Annotated in this window: 13 protein-coding genes and 4 pseudogenes; 6 read left to right on the forward strand and 11 right to left on the reverse strand. The window is 63.0% G+C overall.

What is annotated here, in order from left to right:
- Positions 1–276 precede the first annotated feature (276 nt).
- Complete coding sequence (locus XAXN_RS11885) at positions 277–1872, forward strand: phytoene desaturase family protein (protein ID WP_054319692.1); 1596 nt, start codon at positions 277–279, stop codon at positions 1870–1872.
- 123 nt (positions 1873–1995) lie between these two features.
- Here XAXN_RS11885 and XAXN_RS11890 read toward each other — a convergent pair whose 3' ends face one another.
- Complete coding sequence (locus XAXN_RS11890) at positions 1996–5055, reverse strand: TonB-dependent receptor (RefSeq protein WP_054319693.1); 3060 nt, start codon at positions 5053–5055, stop codon at positions 1996–1998.
- Positions 5056–5419: 364 nt separating this feature from the next.
- Positions 5420–8408, reverse strand: a pseudogene (locus XAXN_RS11895) (TonB-dependent receptor plug domain-containing protein).
- A gap of 335 nt (positions 8409–8743) precedes the next feature.
- On the opposite strand from XAXN_RS11895, the gene apbC reads away from it, so the two are divergent.
- Positions 8744–9595, forward strand: a complete 852-nt coding sequence (gene apbC / locus XAXN_RS11900) for an iron-sulfur cluster carrier protein ApbC (protein WP_054319694.1) — start codon at positions 8744–8746, stop codon at positions 9593–9595.
- 96 nt (positions 9596–9691) lie between these two features.
- A complete protein-coding gene (gene dcd, locus XAXN_RS11905; RefSeq protein ID WP_005912996.1) occupies positions 9692–10261 on the forward strand; it encodes a dCTP deaminase in 570 nt (189 codons plus the stop codon).
- Between the two features lie 151 nt (positions 10262–10412).
- On the opposite strand, the pseudogene XAXN_RS11910 reads toward dcd, so the two are convergent.
- From XAXN_RS11910 to XAXN_RS11925, 4 genes and pseudogenes are all read right to left on the reverse strand, one after another.
- Positions 10413–10597, reverse strand: a pseudogene (locus XAXN_RS11910) (LiaF transmembrane domain-containing protein).
- A gap of 571 nt (positions 10598–11168) precedes the next feature.
- Entirely contained in the window at positions 11169–11336 is a 168-nt protein-coding gene (locus XAXN_RS11915) for a LiaI-LiaF-like domain-containing protein (protein WP_008577498.1), read from the reverse strand.
- A gap of 27 nt (positions 11337–11363) precedes the next feature.
- Entirely contained in the window at positions 11364–11798 is a 435-nt protein-coding gene (locus XAXN_RS11920; protein WP_054319695.1) for an HIT domain-containing protein, read from the reverse strand.
- On the reverse strand, positions 11795–12457 hold the full coding sequence (locus tag XAXN_RS11925; RefSeq protein WP_054319696.1) for a dienelactone hydrolase family protein: 663 nt from the start codon (positions 12455–12457) through the stop codon (positions 11795–11797). The genes XAXN_RS11920 and XAXN_RS11925 overlap by 4 nt, the downstream gene beginning before the upstream one ends.
- A 181-nt stretch (positions 12458–12638) precedes the next feature.
- Here XAXN_RS11925 and rimO point away from each other — a divergent pair, with 181 nt between their 5' ends.
- Entirely contained in the window at positions 12639–14003 is a 1365-nt protein-coding gene (gene rimO, locus XAXN_RS11930; RefSeq protein ID WP_054319697.1) for a 30S ribosomal protein S12 methylthiotransferase RimO, read from the forward strand.
- Here rimO and XAXN_RS11935 read toward each other — a convergent pair.
- Both XAXN_RS11935 and greB read right to left on the reverse strand, forming a co-directional pair.
- Positions 13996–14532: a hypothetical protein gene (locus XAXN_RS11935; RefSeq protein WP_054319698.1), complete on the reverse strand. Its 537-nt coding sequence runs from the start codon at positions 14530–14532 to the stop codon at positions 13996–13998. The two genes, rimO and XAXN_RS11935, sit on opposite strands and share 8 nt — an antisense overlap.
- 5 nt (positions 14533–14537) lie before the next feature.
- Positions 14538–15042, reverse strand: a pseudogene (gene greB / locus XAXN_RS11940) (transcription elongation factor GreB).
- A 111-nt stretch (positions 15043–15153) separates the two neighbouring features.
- Here greB and XAXN_RS11945 point away from each other — a divergent pair.
- Positions 15154–15426, forward strand: a pseudogene (locus XAXN_RS11945) (rhomboid family intramembrane serine protease); the annotation flags it as partial.
- A 34-nt stretch (positions 15427–15460) separates the two neighbouring features.
- On the opposite strand, the gene XAXN_RS11950 reads toward XAXN_RS11945, so the two are convergent.
- On the reverse strand, positions 15461–16966 hold the full coding sequence (locus XAXN_RS11950; protein WP_054319700.1) for a helicase HerA-like domain-containing protein: 1506 nt from the start codon (positions 16964–16966) through the stop codon (positions 15461–15463).
- 293 nt (positions 16967–17259) lie between these two features.
- On the opposite strand from XAXN_RS11950, the gene XAXN_RS11955 reads away from it, so the two are divergent.
- On the forward strand, positions 17260–18843 hold the full coding sequence (locus tag XAXN_RS11955) for a transglycosylase SLT domain-containing protein (RefSeq protein ID WP_054319701.1): 1584 nt from the start codon (positions 17260–17262) through the stop codon (positions 18841–18843).
- A 232-nt stretch (positions 18844–19075) separates the two neighbouring features.
- On the opposite strand, the gene asd is transcribed toward XAXN_RS11955, so the two are convergent.
- Positions 19076–19918, reverse strand: coding sequence for an archaetidylserine decarboxylase (asd, locus tag XAXN_RS11960; RefSeq protein WP_054319702.1), 843 nt, complete (start codon positions 19916–19918; stop codon positions 19076–19078).
- Complete coding sequence (locus tag XAXN_RS11965; RefSeq protein WP_054319703.1) at positions 19915–20565, reverse strand: SCO family protein; 651 nt, start codon at positions 20563–20565, stop codon at positions 19915–19917. The genes asd and XAXN_RS11965 overlap by 4 nt, the downstream gene beginning before the upstream one ends.
- Positions 20566–20574 lie beyond the last annotated feature (9 nt).

Consider the following 20574-nt stretch of genomic DNA (forward strand, 5'->3'; position numbering starts at 1 on the left):
GAACATCATTTGAGTCACCTGGCCAGTGCCAGCAGTGCAACGGCGGCACTGCCGATCACACAACATCCAGCTGTCGGCTGGACGTGTCGGCCTGCTCACCCTCGAATCCTTGAGCGTGGCACTTGCTGCAATGCCCGCCGCGACGTTGCAGCGGCCGTTCGTCGTCTTGCCGGTGGCACGCGCTGGCGCGGTGGTGCGTTGGTAGCGGCGGGCAGGCGCTCAGACGCTGCCGCTGCCAGATGGTGGGCGCGGGTAAGCGGTGCTATATACCAACGCATGCCCATCGCCTCTGAACCCCTGGATGCACTGATCATCGGCGCCGGCCACAACGGGTTGGTGTGCGCTGCTTATCTGGCCAAGGCTGGCAAACGGGTGCTGGTGTTAGAAGCGCGCGAGGTGGTTGGCGGCGCGGCGGTGACGGAGGAGTTTCATCCGGGTTTTCGCAATTCGGTGGCGGCGTACACGGTGTCGTTGCTGCAGCCCAAGGTCATCGCCGATCTGGCACTGGAGCGCCATGGCCTGCGTGTGGTGCCGCGCCGTATCAACAACTTTTTGCCGCTGCCGAACGGTGACTATCTGCTTGCCGGTGCAGGGCGCACGGCACAGGAAGTCGCCAAGTTTTCAGCGCGGGATGCGGCGGCGTTACCCGCCTATGAGGCGCGGTTGGAGCAATTGGCCGATGTATTGCGTGCGCTTGCATTGCAGCCACCGCCTGATATCACCGATGGCGGCTGGCTGCAGGCATTGCCGCAGCTATGGCGGGCAGGCAAGCTTGGGCTGCAGTTGCAGGGCCTGCCGCTGACATTGCGCCAGGAGCTGTTGGACCTGTTTACGATTTCAGCGGCCGAGTATCTGGAGCGCTGGTTCGAAAGCGCGCCGATCAAGGCCTTGTTCGGCTTCGACGGCATCGTGGGCAATTACGCCAGCCCCTACACGCCGGGCACCGCCTACGTGTTGTTGCATCACGTGTTCGGGCAGAGCAACGGCGTCAAGGGGGCGTGGGGCCACGCCATTGGTGGCATGGGCGCGATCACTCAGGCCATGGCCGCCAGCGCAAGCGAGCACGGGGCGCAGATCCGTACCGGCTGCGCGGTGGGGCACGTGCTGGTAGAGCAGGGGCATGCGGCCGGTGTCGTCACGACTGCCGGGGAAACGATCCGCGCTCGCGCGGTCGTGGCCAATGTCAATCCGAAACTACTGTATCAGCGCCTGATGCGGCCAGACGACGTGTCTGCGCCAACGCGCGAACGTATCGCGCATTACCGCTGCGGGTCGGGCACCTTCCGCATGAACGTGGCGCTCTCGCGCCTGCCGGACTTCACTGCGTTACCCGGCGATGGCGATCATCTGACTGCCGGCATCATCCTGGCACCGAGCCTGGACTACATGGATCGCGCCTGGCAGGACGCGCGCGCTTTCGGGTGGTCGCGTGAACCCGTGGTCGAACTGCTTATTCCCAGCACCCTGGACGACACCCTTGCGCCACCTGGCCAGCATGTCGCCAGCCTGTTCTGCCAGCACGTGGCACCGCAACTGCCCGACGGCAGGCAGTGGGACGACCGCCGCGACGAGGTGGCCGATCTGATGATCGCGACGGTCGAGCGCTATGCGCCCGGGTTTGCCGCATCGGTACTGGGCCGGCAGATCCTCAGCCCGCTCGATCTGGAACGCATCTTCGGCCTGGTTGGTGGCGACATCTTCCACGGCGCCCTCAGCCTCAATCAGCTTTTCAGCGCACGCCCGCTCCTGGGCCAGGGTGCGTATCGCGGCGCGGTGCCAGGGCTGTATCTGTGCGGCTCCGGGACGCATCCCGGCGGAGGTGTGACGGGTGCGCCTGGGCATAATGCGGCACGGGTGATTTTGGGTGGGTGATCGGCTTACCTCTCCGATCATTTCATAAGCGAACTAATAAAAAGGCCCTGGAAACCAGGGCCTTCTGTAACACGTTGTCTGCAACCGGAAACGCCTTCCAGCGCTCCGGTGCCGTGCCTGTGATTAGAAATCGTAGGCTGCAGTCAGGCGAACAAAGCGCGGCGTGTTGTAATTGTACGGGTCCGTGCCAATGCCGTAGGTGTTACGAACGGTGTAAGGCGCGGTGTTGTAGCGGCTTTCAACACGGTTCACCGAGCGGTCGTTCAAGACGTTGAAGACCTGAAGGCCCAGTGCCAACTTGTGGTCGGCGAAAGAAGGCCTGTAGGTAATGCCGAGGTCCAGATTCTTGATCCAGGGAGTCCGTCCAGCATCACCCGGAGGCGATGCCTGTCCCCCACAGTAATGGTAGGCAGAGCCATAACCGATCGGATTGTCTTCGTTGGATCCGAAGTAGCCCAGGCATGAGATAGGCGTGCCCGACATGACGCGCACCGTGGCCGATGCCATCCATTCCGGCGAGATCTGATACGCACCGAATGCCTTTAGCTGATGCCGACGATCGTTCGCCAGGCTACCACCGGCGTAATACATCAGTGCGGCAGCATCCCAGTCCTGAGTCTTGGAAACGTCGGATTGACCGATATCAGACTTCACCTGGCCTTCCGTGTTGCCGTAGCTGTGCGACCACGTGTAGTCGACGCGGCCATACCATTTTTCGTCGAACGGATGCTCCAAGAACAGATCAACCGCGACATAGTTGCGACGCGCCTTATCGGTGAATCCCCAGTCAGACTGGCTCATGCGCAGCTGCGTGTAGCCTGATCCGTCGACGTTGGCGAGATTGTAAATATTGGTCTGTCCAGGATTGAACATGACGCAGCCCGGGATACTGACGCTACTGACATCGCCACCGCTTGCAGCCAATTTCGCGGACATCTTGCCCGGATCGCATACGTCATCGATCGCGCTCTGCAACTTGCGATATGTCACCTTGGCGCCGGAATTCCAGCTCTCGCCCAATGTCTTTTCAAAGCCCAGGATAATTTCGTCCTGGTACTGCGACTTCAGATCGCTTGGCGCAAAGGCGTTGGGATCTGGTGATTGGCCATACTCGCCATTGCCCGAGACAGGGCCGGGACCGATAGCGCCAAGACCCGTCGGCTCGCCATTCGCATTGATACCGGTGTAGGTGAAGTACTCGTCGGTGTAGGTAGATGCCGACGCACCCCGAATCGCGACGCTGTTAGGCAGTGCTAGATAGTAGCGGCCGAGGTTGGCAAACACCTTCAACGAAGAGTCACCGAGCACATCCCAGCTTGCGCCCAGGCGAGGTGCCCACTGGTCGCCACTGTCCACATAGGCGACATGCTCACTGTTGAAGTTAGTGAACTTGTCGTTACGGATGCCGAGCGTCAGCAGCCAATTTTCGCTGACCTGCCAACGGTCTTCCAGATAATAGGCTTTCTGTTCGACCGCCATGCTGGTGGTCGTGGAAAAGATTCGACGCTGTGCGTAATAACCCTGGCCGCCTGGCGCACCGACGCCGAGCTCCGGATTAATGCCTTCGGCGGGGTTGTCCTGTCGCCCGTAGATCCATTGGTAGCCCGGACCCGTGGTGCGAACGCCCTCGTCGTAGGCGTTGAAATACATATTGTCCACGCCCGCGGTTAGGTCGTGATTACCCAGTCGATATTCCAGCTCAAGGCGAAGGCTACGGGTTTTGTTGATCGGATCGTCCGCCTTCGCCCGATTGGTAGCCTGGTTGTTGCGGATGGGCGTGGTGCCGACGATTGCCGGATCTTGCTCTGTGACACCGTCCAGAAACGGGAGCGCCGAGATATGGGGGTTGAACTGGCGGTTGTGCTCAGTGCTACGGCCCCAGGTAGCGTTAAAGGTCAAATCATCGGTGAGATAACCGGTATATTTGAAGATGTCGTAATTGTCGGTGATCTTAAACGTATCAGGGAAAATGCCGGTTGCACCGCCGGTGCTTAAATCGTTGTAATTGAATGCGGTGTAATAGCCGCCACGGCGGTCCGTGTTCTGAATGCGTGTGTATTCAAGAATATTGGAGTCGTTAATGTTCCAGTCCAGCTTTCCGTAAAACTTGGGAGAACTGTACCCGTAGTTATTTTGGCCCTGTATCGCGCTCGTCCAAGCGTTTGTAGTGACGCCATCGGTCTTATCGGTTTCGCCAGCGACAAAGATGAAAAGCTTGTCTTCGATTAAGGGGCCGCCTGCGTATGCGCTATAAACGGTACGGGTCTGATTATTGTCTTTGCCGCTGCGATAGAGCGTCCCGGGCTGGGTTCGGTTGGTGTAGCCGTAATTTTCCGGCAGCGTCTTGTTCGGGAACCAGACATCGCCGGTGGAACTCGCCAGGGAGTCCGGCTCCCACACGGCCTGCGCGCCAAAATGCCACTCGTTGGTGCCACGCTTGCCTAGCTGGTTGATGACACCGCCCGTAGAGCGGCCGTACTTGGCGCTGTAACCGCCGGTATACGTTTCCTGCTGATCGATGGCGCCATAGGGCAAGCTCACGCCGCCCAGGTTGCTGAGCGGATTGCTGACATTGAAGCCATTGATGTAGTAAGCGTTTTCTGTGACGCCCGAGCCACCGAACGACACCACCGAGCGCGAGCCGTTGTTGAACGCGCCGCTACCAGCCACCGCACCGGGTGCCAGCAAGGCAATCGCTTCGGCGCTACGGCCCAGCGGCAGGGTAGCCAACTGCTCGGACGTGATCACCGAGCGCGAGCTGGTGGAGCTGACATCGATCTTCGGCGCGTTGGCGGCGGTGACGGTGATCGCACCGAGCGTGGTTGCATCGGCATTGCTGCCCGATGCGGCCGCGCCGGCAAAGGACACTTCAGTGCCCGAGCCGACGCGCAGCTGCACGTTCTTGCGGGTGTCGACGACCTGATCGCCGCGCTTCAGGGTGACGGTGTAGGCACCCACCGGCAGCGAGCCGAGGTTGTAGCGGCCATTTGCATCCACCGTAATGATGCGGCTGAGACCGGTGTCGCTCTGCACGATGATCGTGCTGCCGGCTTCGGACGGGGCGCTGCCGTAAATGCTGCCTGTGGTGGTCTGCGCGTAGACCGCGCCGTTGGTTAGGCAAGCACCGAGCACGACAGCGAGGGCGGTGCGCTTGAGGACTTGGCGACGAAACTGATTGCTCATTCCTGACCTTTCAACTGGAGTTCGGATAAGGGGCGGTCATCGGGGAGTCAGATGGCCTTAACCCGAACGTAATGAATGCCTGCTACGGAGTGCAAGCGTCTGATATGATTTGTTAATGAAATAACCGGAATCCGCGTTGGATGTGAGGAATTAGGCACAAAGTGGTGCTGTGTGCCACACCTCGGCAAACGACCTGAAGCGGCGCTCGCGACTTAATAGTTACGTTCGATACAGATCGTCTGGTGCAGCCGGTGGATCGGACGTTGCTCGGAGTTCCACTTCGCGAGCGAAGATCCACCGCCTGGACAAAGCCCAACAAAAAAGCCCCCGACAAGCGGGGCTCTTTACTATGCGCGTGAGGCCATCAGAATTTCACCGTCGTCCCCAGGTAGAAGAAGCGACCGACGTTGTCGTACAACGCCGAGCTGAAATCCGAGCCGAAATAGTTGTGTGGCGGATCCTTGTCGAAGGCGTTGTCGATGCTCAGGTACACGTCGATCTTCGAGCCGGGGAATTGGTAGCCGAACTGGAAGTTGTGATACACGTACTAGCCGTTCTTGATCGGGCTGGCCGAGCCGGGGTTGCTGTTATAGCTCTCCGGGGTCACGCGCAGGTTGCCGTCCACATAGTTCATGTCCCACGACGCGCGCCACTCGTTCCAGTTGTACTTGGTCTGGAACTGCGCACGCCAGCGCGGGTCGGTCACGGAGGTCACATACTCGTCGTATTCCTGCGGAAAGTCCTGGAATACCCATTCGCGGGACTGGATCAGGCGGGTGCCGACGAACCGCAGCAAGGTATTGCCTTCGCCGATCTGGAAGCGGTAGTCCATTCCAGATCCACGCCCACGCGACGCGAACGGGCGAGGTTTTCGTTGAGTGCCTGCCAGCCGGTGATGCTGTGCTCAGGATAGATGCGGCCTTGCGGGTCGGTGAAGCCGCCCAGCGGTGCGCGCTGCACGAAGCCGCAAAAACTGTTGCCGATCCCGCCGGGGTTATCCACGCAGCGGGTGGCATTGGTTTCCGCAGTCACCGTGCCGATGGCATCGCGCAGGTCGATGCGCCAGTAGTCGATCGACATACCGAAGCCTTCGAAGAACTCCGGCTGCCACACCACGCCATACGACAGGCTGCGCGCGCGCTCCGGCTTGAGCTCCGGATTGCCGCCGCTCACGCCGGGGCGAGTGGAGGTATAGGTGTCGATCCAGCCGACCGGCACGCCCAGCGCACTGCAGTTGGCCTGATGCAATGCCACATCGCCGGCGGTGCCGGGGCGGTTGATATTGGTGGGCAGGTAATTGCAGGGGGCGTTGATGGTGGCGAGGTTTTCGCTCTGCGATGCGTACAGCTCGCCGATGCTGGTCGCGCGTACGGCCTGTGCCAGGGTGCCGCGCAACCGCAACGACTGGATGATGGTCCAGTCCAGCCCGATGTTCCAGGTATTGGTCTAGCCGATGCTGCTGTAGTCCAAATAGCGTCCCGCAACGTCCAGCGCCAGACGCTCCACGCCCGGCAGGCCGGCCAGCAACGGGATGGTGCTTTCGACGAACACTTCCTTGACGCTGTAGTCGCCGCCGTTGTTCGGGATGGCGTTGAGGAAGGTCGCGCCCAACGCAGCCAATGGGTCGGTGACTTCTTCGCTCTGTTCCTTGCGGTATTCCACGCCGCCGGCGAAGCCGATGTCGCCGGCCGGCAGCGACAGCAGGTTGCTGTTAGCCACCGAAGCGCTGAACACGGTCTGCTGGATCTTGGCTTGCGAGCGCGCGGTGGTGTTGAACCACGCAGCCGCTTCCGGGGTAACCGCACCATTGCCGAACACACTGAAGGGCACGCAGCCTTCGCGGGCCAGTGCCGAGTACACACGGCCGGTATTGGGATTGACCGCAGTCGGATCCAGCGTGGTGCGGCAGACGATGTTGCCGCTGGCATCGCGCGCCGCATCGATACCGGCCTGCCAACGCTCGTTGATGCGGTTGTTGAGGTTGAGGCGGTCGACCGTGGTCTTGCCGTAATTGGCAGATACGTCGTAGGTCCAGTTGTCGGTGAAGTTGCCTTCTGCACCGAGCACGGCGCGGTAAGTCTTGCGCTCGATGTTTTCGCCGCGACGGCCGGCATCGACGTTGAAGCGGTTCATCAGGATCTGCGTAGCGCCGCGCGAATCCATCAAGGCGCCGAGGTCGGGACTGACGTACGGGTTCTTGCGACGCACGCGCAGCGAGCTGTCGAATGCGGGTTGGCTGAAGAATTCCGAATCGGTTTCGCTGTATTTGCCTTCGAAGAACACGCGATGGTTTTCGCTGATCTCGAGTTGATCATCGTATTGACGCTTTTGCGATCGAAGCCCGGCTGCAGGTCGGCCACCGCGTTGAGGTTGACGAAATCGCAATCCACGCACGAGGTGTTGCTCACCACCGTGCCGTCGTAGCGGTTGCGCCGGAAGCTGCCATCGTTGTTGAACAGATAACGGTTGCCGTAGCTGGCCGGGTTACGGAAATCGAACGTGCCCAGATTGAAGGTGCCGCCGTAGGAGGTCGAATGGTTGCCGCCTGGGCCGCTGAGCACGTTCTGTGGGGTGCTTTCGCTTGGCGGACAGGTGGGGTCGAAACCGGGATTGGGCACACTCACCAGATACTCGCGGCCGATGGCGCGATTGCCGCGACCAAAGCGATCTTGCTTGCTGTATTCGCCGGACACCGCGATGTTGCCGCGGCCGCCTGCGAAATCGATACCGGCAGAAAAGCTGGCAAATGAGCGGTTGAAATTGCCTTCGTCGGCCAGACCGGTCTGCGCGCGGGTTTCGAAGCCGGTGAACGATTTCTTGAGAATGAAATTGACCACGCCGGCCACGGCGTCGGCGCCGTACACCGCGGACGCGCCGCCGGTGATGACTTCCACACGTTCGATCCATTCCACCGGGATCGTGTTGACGTCCACCGCGGTCGAACCGGGGCTGGAGCCCACATGGCGACGGCCGTTGACCAGCACCAACGTGCGGTCTGCGCCCATGCCGCGCAGGTCGAGCATGCCCAGGCCGGCCGTGCCGATGAAGCGGGTGGAGTTGCCTAGCGTGTAGGTCTGGGCGAGTGCCGGCATACGCGCCATCAGGTCGCTGAGGGTGGTCGCGCCGGTGGCGCGGATTTGCTCTGCAGTGATCGCGGTGACTGGCGAGGGCGTGACAAAGCCGGTGCGCGCAATGCGCGAGCCGGTGACGGTGACCTTGTCCAGATCGGTCGTATCGGGCGCGACGCCATTTTCGGACTGGGCGGCGGCGTTGCCCGCGGATGCGGCACGTACGCCGAAAAGTGCGGTGCTGAGGCGGTGGCGGCGGGTGCGCTGCGAGGTACGGCTCGACAGGATGCTGCAGAATCCTTGCTGAAATTCGATTGGCATCGCTAGGCTCGCTGAGCGCCGGTTGAACTTTTTTCGAACGTAACAATCACTTAATCTTGTGTCCATGTTTGCGAAATATGTCACAACATGTCACGCGCTAACGCGCGGGCGTTAGTCGGGGTTGCCGAACAAACCAGCTGTTTTTGGCCGAGCCAGTACACTGACGCCCTCTTTTGATGTCGCGCCGGGCGATGCTTGCGTCGCTCGTGCATTGGCACACGACCAGTCGAGTAAGCGATGAACACAATGGCGGAAAGTGGTTCCGTAGCTGCACGCGCTGTTGCGCAGGCAGTTGGCGCATGACGGGCGAACGCAGAATCGCCGCGCATGCGGTGCAGGGCGCATTGGCGCCACATCCGCGCATCCGCAACGTGATTGCGGTGGGGTCGGGCAAGGGCGGCGTGGGCAAGTCCACCACTGCGGTGAATCTGGCACTGGCACTGCGTCAGTTGGGCGCGCGCGTCGGCGTGCTGGATGCCGATATCTATGGTCCCAGCGTGCCGGCGATGCTGGGCCTGAGCGGGCGACCGGATAGCCCGGACAATAAGTCGATCGAACCGCTGCGCGCGTTCGGGATCGAGGCGATGTCGATCGGCCTGTTGGTCGATCAGGACACCCCGATGATCTGGCGCGGGCCGATGGCGACTTCTGCGCTGACCCAGCTGTTCAACGACACCCTGTGGGACGACCTGGACTACCTGTTGATCGATCTGCCACCCGGCACCGGCGACATCCAGCTGACCCTCTCGCAGAAGATTCCGGTGGCCGGTGCGGTGATCGTCACCACGCCGCAGGACATCGCCACGCTGGACGCGCGCAAGGCCTTGAAGATGTTCGAAAAGGTCGAGGTGCCGGTGCTCGGCATCGTCGAAAACATGGCGGTGCATACCTGCAGCAACTGCGGTCACCGCGAGCATCTGTTCGGCGAAGGCGGCGGCGAGGGTATGGCGGCGCAGTACGGCGTGCCGTTGCTGGGGTCGCTGCCCTTGGAAATCGCGATCCGCGAGCAAGGCGATGCCGGTCAGCCGATTGTGGTGGCTGCGCCAGAGTCGGTGGCAGCCCAGGCCTACCTGGCGGCGGCGACGCGGCTTGCCGAAGAACTGGGCAAGCGCCCGCGCGCCAGCATCCCGATTTCTGCGTCGCTGCTGTAACCCGTCCGGCCGGCTGCGGGTGCCGGCCGCTGGTAGAATTCGCCGTCTTCGCGCGGGCCGCTCGGCTCGCCGCCTTCCGTCTTCAAGGAACACCGCATGAGCATCAAGAGCGACCGCTGGATCAAGCGCATGGCCGAACAGCACGCGATGATCGAGCCGTTCGAACCCGGCCAGATCAAGCACGATGCGGCCGGGCAGCGCATCGTCAGCTTCGGCACCTCCAGCTACGGGTACGACGTGCGCTGCTCGCGCGAGTTCAAGGTCTTCACCAACATCAACTCGACGATCGTCGACCCGAAGCACTTCGATCCCGGCAGCTTTGTCGATATCGAATCGGACGTCTGCATCATTCCGCCGAACAGCTTCGCACTGGCGCGTACGGTGGAATATTTCCGCATCCCGCGCGACACGCTGGTGGTGTGCCTGGGCAAGAGCACCTACGCGCGCTGCGGCATCATCGTCAACGTAACCCCGCTGGAGCCGGAGTGGGAAGGCCATGTGACGCTGGAATTCAGCAATACCACGCCGCTACCGGCGCGCATCTATGCCAACGAAGGCGTGGCGCAGATGCTGTTTTTCCAGTCCGACGAAGTCTGCGAGACCTCGTACAAGGACCGTGGCGGCAAGTACCAGGGCCAGACAGGCGTGACCCTGCCGCGCACGTAGGGCAGCGACCAAGACGACTGCGCTCGCTGCCAGGCGGGCGCGGCCTGGGCTCGGGATCGGCATGTTCCGCGCGTACACGCCGGTTCGTTTCGCCTGCCGGCTGCTCACTCGGTTTTTAGCCGCTCTTGATGCAATGGCGCGGCCGTGACCTTCAGCAGGTTGCGGCCTTTTTCTCGCGATAGCGCAGCAGTTGGCGCACGCCGGCGGCGATCAGAAACGCCGGCCACCAGTCGCGATCAGGTGGCCCACATCCATATGCGCCAGCCCCAGGTTGTCCAGCAGAAACAGCGCGCCCATGACAATCAGGAACAGGACAGGGATCAGGCGGTAGTTCATGGCGATGTCCTCGTTGGGTATGAGGCCATGCTGCGCCGGATGCGCCCCACGATCAGGTGCCGGAAGTCAACAATCGCAGATGACAAACGTCATGTCGGTGGCGGCATTCGGTGGGGCGGCCGTCGACGGAGATGTGGGTGCTGCCGCTTTTGGCTAGCCGCGTCCGCGCGATAACTGGCGCTGGTGGGAGCCGAGCATCCCGTTTTGAAGCAGCATCTCCGGTGCACCACGCTTCGCCCGTCCCTCATGCGCCACGACGCGGCACCTTCCTCCCCATGAAGGAGGACAATGTCCCGATGGGAGAGGAACGCTGCGGTGAGCGACAGGCTGCACTGGCTCTGCTCAGGACAGCGCTGGACCGCCCAAATCGGCAGCAACCAATGCGTACGAAAAGCGTGGATAAGCGATTGTTCGTCGATTGAAGTGCCACGAGCGCGTGAGCAGCGGTGCGACCAAACGCAGCACCGCACCCCAACTCGCAAGCGCCTCCTACCCAGCCGCTGGAATGTCAGCAGCGCCAATAGCTCGCTCCAACCAATCCCCAATCCCAACTTCCCAATCCCAGCCCCACCTACTTGCCGCGCCCGAACAGCATGCCGATGCCGCACGCAACCAGTGCGGCCGGCCACCAGGTGGCGATCAGACGACCAATACTGAGATTGGTCCAGCCCAGGTTATTGGCCAGGAACAGCAAGCCGACGAGGATCAGGATCAGTGCGGCGACGACATTGGATTTCATGAGGGAGACTGGTTGAAAGACAGGCGTCTATCGTAGCCGTTGCGCCCACGCCGCGACATGCTGCTGCAACGTCTCGGCCGCAAAGCGCTGCGCATTGCCGCTGCCCCAGACGGGCCCGGGCCACGCAGCATCGCCAGGGTGACGGCCGACCAGATGCACATGCAGCTGCCGCACGATATTGCCCAGCGCGCCGATATTGAGCTTGCTCACCCCAGGCTCGACACGTAGCAATTGCGAGAGCTGGTTGATTTCGGCCAGCAACAAACGCTGCTGGCCGCCATTCAGATCGATCCACTCACTGACATCGGCCATCCGTGGCACCAGCACCAGCCATGGGAAGCGGGTGTCGTCCATCAGCCGCACCTGCGACAGCGGTCCGTCGGCGACGAACACGCTATCGGCCGCCAGGCGCTGGTCGAGCTGGAAGTCGCCCGCAGGCGCGCCTGGTGCGGTGTCGCTCATCCCAGGTGCGCCGCGAAGAAGCCCAAGGTGCGTTCCAGTGCACGCTCGGCACTGTCGGCGTCGTAGTGGGTCGGGTCGATGCTGCGGTTGAAGGCGTGCCCGGTCGGGTACACGAAGGTCTCCATCTGCGGCAGTTTCTCGCGATGGGCCTGGATCGCCTCGGGCGGAATGCTGGCATCGCGCTCGCCGAAGTGGAACATCACCGGCGCCATGGGGGTTTCGTCCAGCAGCTGGGTGTTGCGGCCGCCGTAATAGCTCACCGACGGCAGCCCCAGGCGAATGGCCGATAGCAGCGCGACCGAGCCGCCCCAGCAGTAGCCCACCGTGCCGACCTTGCCGGCGCGGGTCAGCAGGGTGGCGGCGGATTTCACCACCTCCACGGCGCGCTCCAGGCCCACCGCATTGGCCAGCGCCAGGCCGCGCTGCAGGCTCTCATGGTCGTACGGCAACTGCACGTCCTTTTCTTCCAGATCGAAAAAGGCCGGTGCCAGCACCTCATAACCGCGTGCGGCGTAGTCGTCGGCCACCGCGCGGATATGTTCGTTGACGCCGAAGATCTCTTGAATCACCACCAGGCCGCCGCGCGGGCTGGAAGCGGGTGTGGCGTGCCAGGCGGCGACCTGGCCGTCGGGTGTGTCCAGCGTGGTCCAGTGACCCATGGAAACTCCTGCTGCAGTCCGGGGGAGGCGTGAATTATCGACCGGATTGGCGGGGGCGAAGGTGAGGGTTCCGCTAAGGTGACCCCGCGTGCGCGGCCTGCGGTTCAGAGCGCCGCCCCCACGCCGCTATAATTGACCCGCTCAGGCCCCAGGCCGCTCCGCTTCCCAGGCTCCTGCTTCCATGTCCCAGCTGCACCCTAAAGTCGGCTTCGTCAGCCTTGGCTGCCCGAAGGCGCTCGTCGACTCCGAACGCATCCTCACCCAGCTGCGCGTGGAGGGCTACGACATCGTGCCCAGTTACGACGCTGCCGATGTGGTGGTGGTCAACACCTGCGGCTTCATCGATTCGGCGGTGACCGAATCGTTGGACGCGATCGGCGAGGCGATGAACGCCAACGGCAAGGTCATCGTCACCGGCTGCCTGGGCAAGCGCCCGGAGCAGATTCGTGAGGCATATCCGCAAGTGCTGGCGGTATCCGGCCCGCAGGACTACCAGAGCGTCATGGAGGCAGTGCACGCGGCGTTGCCGCCGCGTCACGATCCGTTCGTGGATCTGGTGCCGGACTACGGCATCAAGCTGACCCCGCGCCATTACGCATATCTCAAGATTTCCGAAGGCTGCAATCACCGGTGCAGCTTCTGCATCATTCCGTCGATGCGCGGCGATCTGGCTTCGCGTCCGGTGGACGAGGTGCTGCGCGAGGCCGAGCGGCTGGTGCGTGGCGGGGTCAAGGAACTGCTGGTGGTGTCGCAGGACACCTCCGCGTACGGCGTAGATCTGAAGTACGCCGAGCGTTCGTGGCGCGACCGCATGTACCAGACCCGCATGAAAGCGCTGTGCGAGGGCTTGTCGGAGCTGGGCGTGTGGACGCGCCTGCATTACGTGTACCCGTATCCGCACGTGGACGACGTAATTCCGCTGATGGCCGAAGGCAAGCTGCTGCCGTATCTGGACATCCCGTTCCAGCACGCTAGTCCGCGCATTCTCAAGTTGATGAAGCGCCCGGGCGCGGTGGAAAAAACCCTGGAGCGTGTGCAGCGCTGGAAGGCGATGTGCCCGGAGAGCACCGTGCGCTCGACTTTCATCGTCGGTTTCCCCGGCGAAACCGAGGCCGAATTCGAGTCCTTGCTGGACTTCCTGGATCAGGCGCAGCTGGACCGTGTCGGTGCGTTTGCGTATTCGCCGGTCGACGGCGCCAGCGCCAACGCCTTGCCGGACCAGGTGCCGGAAGAGGTGAAGCAGGAGCGCTTGGCGCGCTTCATGGCCAAGCAGGCGCAGATCTCTGCGTTGCGCCTGGAATCCAAGATCGGCAGCGTGCAGCAGTGCCTGGTGGATTTGATCGAAGACGACATCGCAGTGGCCCGCTCGCGTGCCGATGCGCCGGAAATCGATGGGCTGGTGCATATCCAGAACGGCGGCGAGTTCGGCTTGAAGGTGGGCGATCTGGTCGATGTGGAAATCACCGACAGCGACGAGCACGATCTGTTTGGTGATGCGTTACCGGTCACGGATAATCGCGGCATTGAACTTGCGGTGATCAGCTAGGGCAAGAGTGCAAGGTGCGGTAGAAAAGTTCGTACATGAGTTTCATTGCAAGTTCTGCGTCTTCGCGCATGACGGTGCGCGGATGTTTTTGTTCGGTGATGAGTCGGTGTCCGAGCGTATGGTCTAGGTCGTTGGCTTCTTTTCGATGCGCGTAGGCGTTTCTTTTTTTGACCAGCAGCTCGAGATTGTCTAGGAATTCCTGGCTTAAAACTACATTGCGTACCCGGATTTTTCTTATCTCTGTAATCATTTCTCCCAATGGTAGCTTCCGCTTTGAATTGCCCGCTTCCCTCAACTCATCCGCCAAGGTCATCTCAATGTAAGCAGTTGCCGTTAAAACTGCTGCAATGTCCAGGCTGCGTTTGAAACAGTTTTTTGCTTCATTGAGCAGAGTGAGTGATTCAATATCATCATTTAAAAAGGGTACGGGAGGCTGCTCCAGCTTAGCCAGCCATTCGATGCGCTCGGCGCGATCAGATATTGAAGCCATATCAGCTCTTTCCAGTGCGTTCAATAGGTTGAAATTCATGGGTTTCACGCCTCGTAATAGACCGACACCACCATAAACGTGTATTTGCCGGCCGGCAAGTGCGCGTCGAATTCGTCGTCCACGCGCTTTTTCAGCAGTGCGCGTGCCAGGGGCGAATCGATGCTTATCCAGCCGCGTCCGGCATCGGTTTCGTCCGGGCCGACGATGCGGTAGCGCAGCAGCTCGCCGCTGTCGGCGTCTTCCAGTTCCACCTGTGCGCCGAAGAACACCGCGTTCGCGTCGGTGGGTGCGGTATCCACCACGCGCAGCGCTTCCAGCCGCTTGCTCAGATAGCGCACACGCCGATCGATTTCACCGAGCTGCTTCTTGCGATAGGTGTATTCCGCATTTTCCGATCGGTCGCCTTCGGCGGCGGCTGCCGCCAGGGCCCGTACCACTTCGGGCCGGCGCACGCGCCACAAGTCGTCCAGCTCGGCCTTGAGGCGGGCATGGCCTTCGGGGCGTGATCAGCGCAGTGCTTTTCTCGGCAGGTGGGCGCCAGCGGCTCATGGGGCAGGCAGTTTCGAACGGCGGGGCCGCGATGCTAGCGCGCATGACGTGCTTGCGCATCTGCCGCCGCACAGCGAAGCTTTGCGCCATTCTTAAGACACGGACGTTGTCATGCTGATCATGCCGCTGCACAAACCCCGGTCGCGCCAGAACATTCCCTGGGTGACGCTGCTGCTGGTGCTGATCAATGTGGCGGTCTACCTGGGCTACCAGCGCAAGGACGACCGCCTGGTCGAAAGTGCCGTGCACTATTACGTGCACTCCGGCTTGGGCGCGCTGGAGGCCGATGCGCATGCGCGCCACCTGCAGCAGACCACCAACGCCAAGCTGCGCGGGGCACGTCAGGCAAAACTGGACAGCGTGAATGATGCCGCCAGATGGGTTGCATGATGTACGTCCTTGTGGTTGTCGAGAGCGCTTAGCGCTTCCCGCCAAAAATACTGCCGAAAATGCCGCGCACGATTTGCTGGCCGATCTTGTTGCCTACCGTGCGCGAGGTCTGTTTGGCCATCGCTTCCAGCATGCCCTGGCGGCGGCTGGTGCCGAAGACCGCGTCCTTGACCGCCTGACCGAAGCCGCTATCGTGCGTGTCGTCGTCTTCGCGAGTGCGGGCAGGTGGGGCTGCGTTGTGTTCGGCCACTTGTTCGACGCGGCGTGCGAGCAGTTCTGCGGCCGATTCGCGATTGATGGCGGCGTCGTAGCGCGTGCCGACGGGGCTGGAGGCGCGTACCTGCGCGCGCTCGGGCGGCGTGATCGGTCCCATCCGGCAACGCGGCGGTGCGATCAAGGTCTGCTGCACCGGCGCCGGTACGCCCTTGCCCTGCAGTGGTGACACCAGCGCCTCGCCGGTGCCCAGGCTGGAGATGGCGGTGGCGACATCGAGCTTGGGATTGCCGACGAAGGTTTGCGCGGCGGTCTTGACCGCCTTCTGGTCGCGCGGCGTGTAGGCGCGCAATGCGTGCTGCACGCGGTTGCCCAGCTGGCCGAGGATGTTGTCGGGAATGTCGTCGGGAAACTGCGAGCAAAAATACACGCCCACGCCCTTGGAACGAATCAGGCGCACGACCTGCTCGATGCGCTGCACCAGCGCCGCCGGCGCATCGTCGAACAGCAGGTGCGCCTCGTCGAAGACGAACACGAGTCTGGGTTGTTCCAGGTCGCCCACTTCGGGCAAGCGTTCGAACAGCTCGGACAACAGCCACAGCAGGAAGGTGGAATACAGCTTCGGCTTGAGCACCAGTTGGTTGGCCGCCAGGATGCCGATCACGCCACGGCCATCCGGCGCGACGCGCATCAGTTCGGCCAGTTCCAGCGCAGGCTCACCGAAGAACTGTTCGCCGCCGTCCTGCGACAAGCGCAGCAAGGCGCGCTGGATGGCAGCCACCGATTGGCTGGACACCAGCCCGTAACTGGTGGAGAGCTCCTTGCGCTCTTCGACCACCAGCGCGAGCAGCGCACGCAGGTCGTCCAGGTCCAGCAGTAGCAAGCCGCGGTCGTCGGCCAGCTTGAACACGATGTCCAGTACGCCGGACTGGGTGTCGTTGAGTTCCAGAATCCGGGCGAGCAGGGTGGGGCCCATCTCGCTGACGGTGGTACGCACCGGATGCCCGAGCTGGCCATACAGGTCCCAGAACACCACCGGGTTGGCGGCCGGGGCGTAGTCGGTCATGCCCATATCATTGGCGCGCTGCAGCACGCCGGGCGCGCCATCGCCGGCCACGGCCAGGCCGGCGACATCGCCTTTCACATCCGCCAGGAACACCGGTACCCCCAGCCGCGAGAAGCCTTCGGCCAGGGTCATCAAGGTCACGGTCTTGCCGGTGCCGGTGGCGCCGGCCACCAGTCCGTGGCGGTTGCCGAAGCGTCCTTCCAGCACAACCGGGATGTCGTCGGTGATGCCTTTGCCGAGCAGGAACGAGGCCATTGCGCTGATCCGGTAGGAAAGGGCCGATTCTAGCGGGCAATCCCGGCGGGCAATGCCAGCCGGCAACTCGGCAGATTCGGGCGGGCAGGCTGGGCGGAACGGGCCATCACGCGCACGCCGCGCTGCAGGCGCTGGCGCATGCAAATCATGACGGCGGTGAGCCGGTTTGCAGGTGCTGCACGCATCGATCGCGCCCACCAAGCTAACGGCCCACTGACCCCGGCGGCCCGGCTGCCTTGCCCCGGTATCGCCCCGGCGGCTACCCTGCCTGCCTTTCCGCTGTACTGCCTACGATGCCGCTCGCTCATTTTGGTTTGCGCCCATGGCCTGTCCTGGCCGTGCTGGCGCTGATGTCTGTCGTCCCCGCCGCCCACGCCATCTCCAAACGCGACACGGAGAAGGCCGCCGCGCTCGATGCGCGCATGGCCGCCGCCGAAAAGCGCTATCGCGATGCGCTGGTGCTGGTGAACAACTCCGACCCCAAGGGCACTGCCGAAGGCGACGCCGCGCTGGAGGACATGGAAGACATCATCGAGGCCTGCATCAAGCAGCGTGGTTGCCTGGTCTCCAATCAATTGGCCACCTACAAGCGCCTGCTCAAGGCGCGCGCCGATGCCGAGGCGCCGGCCGCCGAAGATCCGGAAGACGACGACACGCTGCTGCAAGCCGACCCTGACCATCTGGGCCCGGCGTCGAACGGCGTGCCCGAGGCCGCGCGTGCCGCCACGCTGCTCAACGACCAGCGCCACGACTTCGACAAGATGGTGCAGTACAACACGGCCGTGCAGGCCGGCGTCCGGCGCTGGCTCACCGATATGCGCCCGGCGCTGCTGACCAGCTATGAGAACTACAGCAACCTGCGCGGCGTGATGTGGCCGGAATGGCAGAAGCGCGGTCTTCCCGAGGCGCTGCTGTTCGGCATCATGGCCAAGGAATCCAACGGCAAGGTGCATGCCAGCTCGCGCGCGGGTGCGGCCGGGTTGATGCAGTTCATGCCTGCGACCGGACGTCGCTTCGGGCTGGGCCCGGACGGCACCGGCTTCGACACCCGCTTCGATGCACGCAGCGCCGCCGAAGCCAGCGCCGCCTACCTCAACGAGCGCATGGCCGGGCTCAACCGCAGCATCGAACTGGCGCTGGCCGCCTACAACGGTGGTGAAGGCCGTGCCGCGCGCGCGTTCTCGCAGAGCGGCGGGCGCGGCTTCTGGGACCAGGACGTCTATAACCAGTTCCCGGTCGAAACCAAGGACTACGTGCCGATGGTGATCGCGGCGGCGTGGATCTTCCTGCACCCGCGCCAGTACGGGGTGGACTTCCCCAAGCTCGATGCGCAGCCGGCCACGCTCAAGCTGGCCAAGTCGACCACCATCTACGAGCTCACCATCTGCCTGGGCAGCATGGGCACACGCGACGGCTACATGCGTGCGCTGCGCAATCTCAACCCGCGTTACGAATCCGATGGCTGGATTCCGGCCGGCACTGTCATCAATGCCACCAACCGCATCGTCAACCTCTACACCCGTTACTGCGTCAACGGCCCGCGTGCGGATCTGGCACGCACCCTGATCACTGCCGACCTCAACAGCGCGATCGTGCGCAGCAGTAGCGCGCCCGAGTACGTGCCCAGCGTGGCGGTGGGCGATGTCAGCCAGATGGCCGGCGTACCGACCACCGTCGCCACCGGCCAGCCGGCAGTTGCCAAGCCCAAGGCCAAGCAGGTACGCAGCTACACCATCGCCAAGGGCGACACGCTCGGTCGCGTGGCGAACAAGTATCAATGCGAGATCAAGGAGCTGGCCAAGGCCAACGGCCTGAAGGCGCCGGCGTACGCGCTCAAGCCGGGTCAGAGCATCAAGCTGGCCGGTTGCGATCGCTGAACCGTGCGCTGGTGGTGCGGTGCTGATGGCCGCACCCTCTAGACGGCGGTGCGCATCGGCCTGACCCGCTTGCGTGGGGCAGGTCAGGCCGCGTCAAAGCCGTTCCCGGTAGCCCCGGCACGGGCAGCGTGTTTTCAAATCGAGGCTGGGAAAACGGCGGCCGGGTGTGCGACGCGTTCTCGGGAATGCCTGGTCGCGGCCAGCTCCGCTGCTACGACGGCGTCGTTGCAATTCACTGACGACGCGCGAGTGCCTGGCCAAGACGAACCGATGTTTCGGCCGCAAGGTTGCCATCGAGCGTGGCCACACCCGGCGGCAGCAACACGATCACGGTCGAACCGTAGTTGAACCTGGCCATCTCCGCGAACTTTTCCAGCACGATGCCCTTGCCGCGGTAATCCTTGCGCGTGATGCGGTCACCGTAGCGCGGAATCTCCACGCCGCTCCACACCGTCTCCACGCCGGAGACCAGCAGTGCCCCCACCATCACCGAGGCCATCGGGCCGAAGTCGGTGTCGAAGTGGCAGACCAGCCGCTCGTTGCGCGCGAACAGGCGCGGCACATTGCGTACTGCGTCCGGACCTACGCTGAACAGCCGTCCGGGCACGTGCACGGTTTCGCGCAGGGTGCCGGTCCACGGCATATGCACGCGGTGATAGTCCTTGGGCGACAGATACACGGTGGCGAACAGGCCGTTGTTGAAGGGCACTGCCGCGGCTTCGTCGCCGAGCAATTCTGCGGCAGTGAACGACTGCCCCTTGGCCTGGAAAATGCGGCCGTTCTCGACCGGGCCGAGCTGGCTGATGCGGCCGTCGGCCGGCATCAGCACTGCCGAAGGGTCGGCATCCGGCACGCGCGCGCCGGCCTTCAAGGCGCGGGTAAAAAACGCATTGAAGGTAGGATAGGCGCGCGGATCCGGCTCCTGCGCTTCGCTCAGGTCCACGCCGAACTTGCGCGTGACCGTATCGATCAACCACTGCTTGGTGGATGGGGTCTGCGAACAAGCCAGCGCGCGCGCCAGCGACGACAGCAACCGGTGCGGCAGCACGTAGGTCAGGGAAGTGACGAGACTCACGGAGCGGTTACCTTGGTCAGCTGTTGGAGGTCGGCGGCGATCGCCTTCGGATCAAGCGGGGGACGGATCAACCCGGCCAGACGGCCTTGCGGATCGAGCACGGCGATGCCGGCCGAATGATCCATGCTGTAGTCGTTGGGATTCTGCGCATAGCCCTTGCCCGGCACCTTCTGGAACACGAAGCCCAGCGCGGTGGCAAAGCGCTCCAGCGCCGGCACGTCGGCAGTGGCGGCCAGGGTGTCCTTGTGGAAGGCGTGCGCGTACTCGCCCAGGCGCGCAGGCGGGTCGCGCTGCGGGTCCACCGACACGAACAGCACGCGCGGGCGCAAGCCGTCGGGAATGCTTTCCCATTGCTGTTGCGCCACCGCCAGATCGATCAAGGTGGTGGGGCAGACGTCGGGGCAGAACGTGAAGCCCAGAAACACCAGCGTCCAATGCCCCTTGAGCTCGCCGGGTACCAGTTGGGTGCCGTCGGACTGGCGCAGGCTGAATTGCGGCAGCGGGCGCGGCTGCGGATAAAAGGTGATGGTCTTGGTGAGTGGCCATGGCGAACTGGGCGCGCCGCCAAGGAACCTCTGGCCTAGCAACATCCCCAGGCCAGCGGCCAGGGCCACTAGTAGCACGATGCCGGTATTGCGATTGAACATGGCGGTTTC

Source organism: Xanthomonas axonopodis, assembly GCF_001304695.1.
In the GTDB taxonomy this organism is placed as follows: domain Bacteria; phylum Pseudomonadota; class Gammaproteobacteria; order Xanthomonadales; family Xanthomonadaceae; genus Xanthomonas; species Xanthomonas axonopodis.

What these genes read in the sequence shown, in the direction of transcription:
- XAXN_RS11885 (WP_054319692.1), top strand. Translation starts at nt 277, where the DNA reads ATGCCCATCGCCTCTGAACCCCTGGATGCACTGATCATCGGCGCCGGC.
- XAXN_RS11890 (WP_054319693.1), bottom strand. Translation starts at nt 5,055, where the DNA reads ATGAGCAATCAGTTTCGTCGCCAAGTCCTCAAGCGCACCGCCCTCGCT.
- apbC (WP_054319694.1), top strand. Translation starts at nt 8,744, where the DNA reads ATGACGGGCGAACGCAGAATCGCCGCGCATGCGGTGCAGGGCGCATTG.
- dcd (WP_005912996.1), top strand. Translation starts at nt 9,692, where the DNA reads ATGAGCATCAAGAGCGACCGCTGGATCAAGCGCATGGCCGAACAGCAC.
- XAXN_RS11915 (WP_008577498.1), bottom strand. Translation starts at nt 11,336, where the DNA reads ATGAAATCCAATGTCGTCGCCGCACTGATCCTGATCCTCGTCGGCTTG.
- XAXN_RS11920 (WP_054319695.1), bottom strand. Translation starts at nt 11,798, where the DNA reads ATGAGCGACACCGCACCAGGCGCGCCTGCGGGCGACTTCCAGCTCGAC.
- XAXN_RS11925 (WP_054319696.1), bottom strand. Translation starts at nt 12,457, where the DNA reads ATGGGTCACTGGACCACGCTGGACACACCCGACGGCCAGGTCGCCGCC.
- rimO (WP_054319697.1), top strand. Translation starts at nt 12,639, where the DNA reads ATGTCCCAGCTGCACCCTAAAGTCGGCTTCGTCAGCCTTGGCTGCCCG.
- XAXN_RS11935 (WP_054319698.1), bottom strand. Translation starts at nt 14,532, where the DNA reads ATGAATTTCAACCTATTGAACGCACTGGAAAGAGCTGATATGGCTTCA.
- XAXN_RS11950 (WP_054319700.1), bottom strand. Translation starts at nt 16,966, where the DNA reads ATGGCCTCGTTCCTGCTCGGCAAAGGCATCACCGACGACATCCCGGTT.
- XAXN_RS11955 (WP_054319701.1), top strand. Translation starts at nt 17,260, where the DNA reads ATGCCGCTCGCTCATTTTGGTTTGCGCCCATGGCCTGTCCTGGCCGTG.
- XAXN_RS11965 (WP_054319703.1), bottom strand. Translation starts at nt 20,565, where the DNA reads ATGTTCAATCGCAATACCGGCATCGTGCTACTAGTGGCCCTGGCCGCT.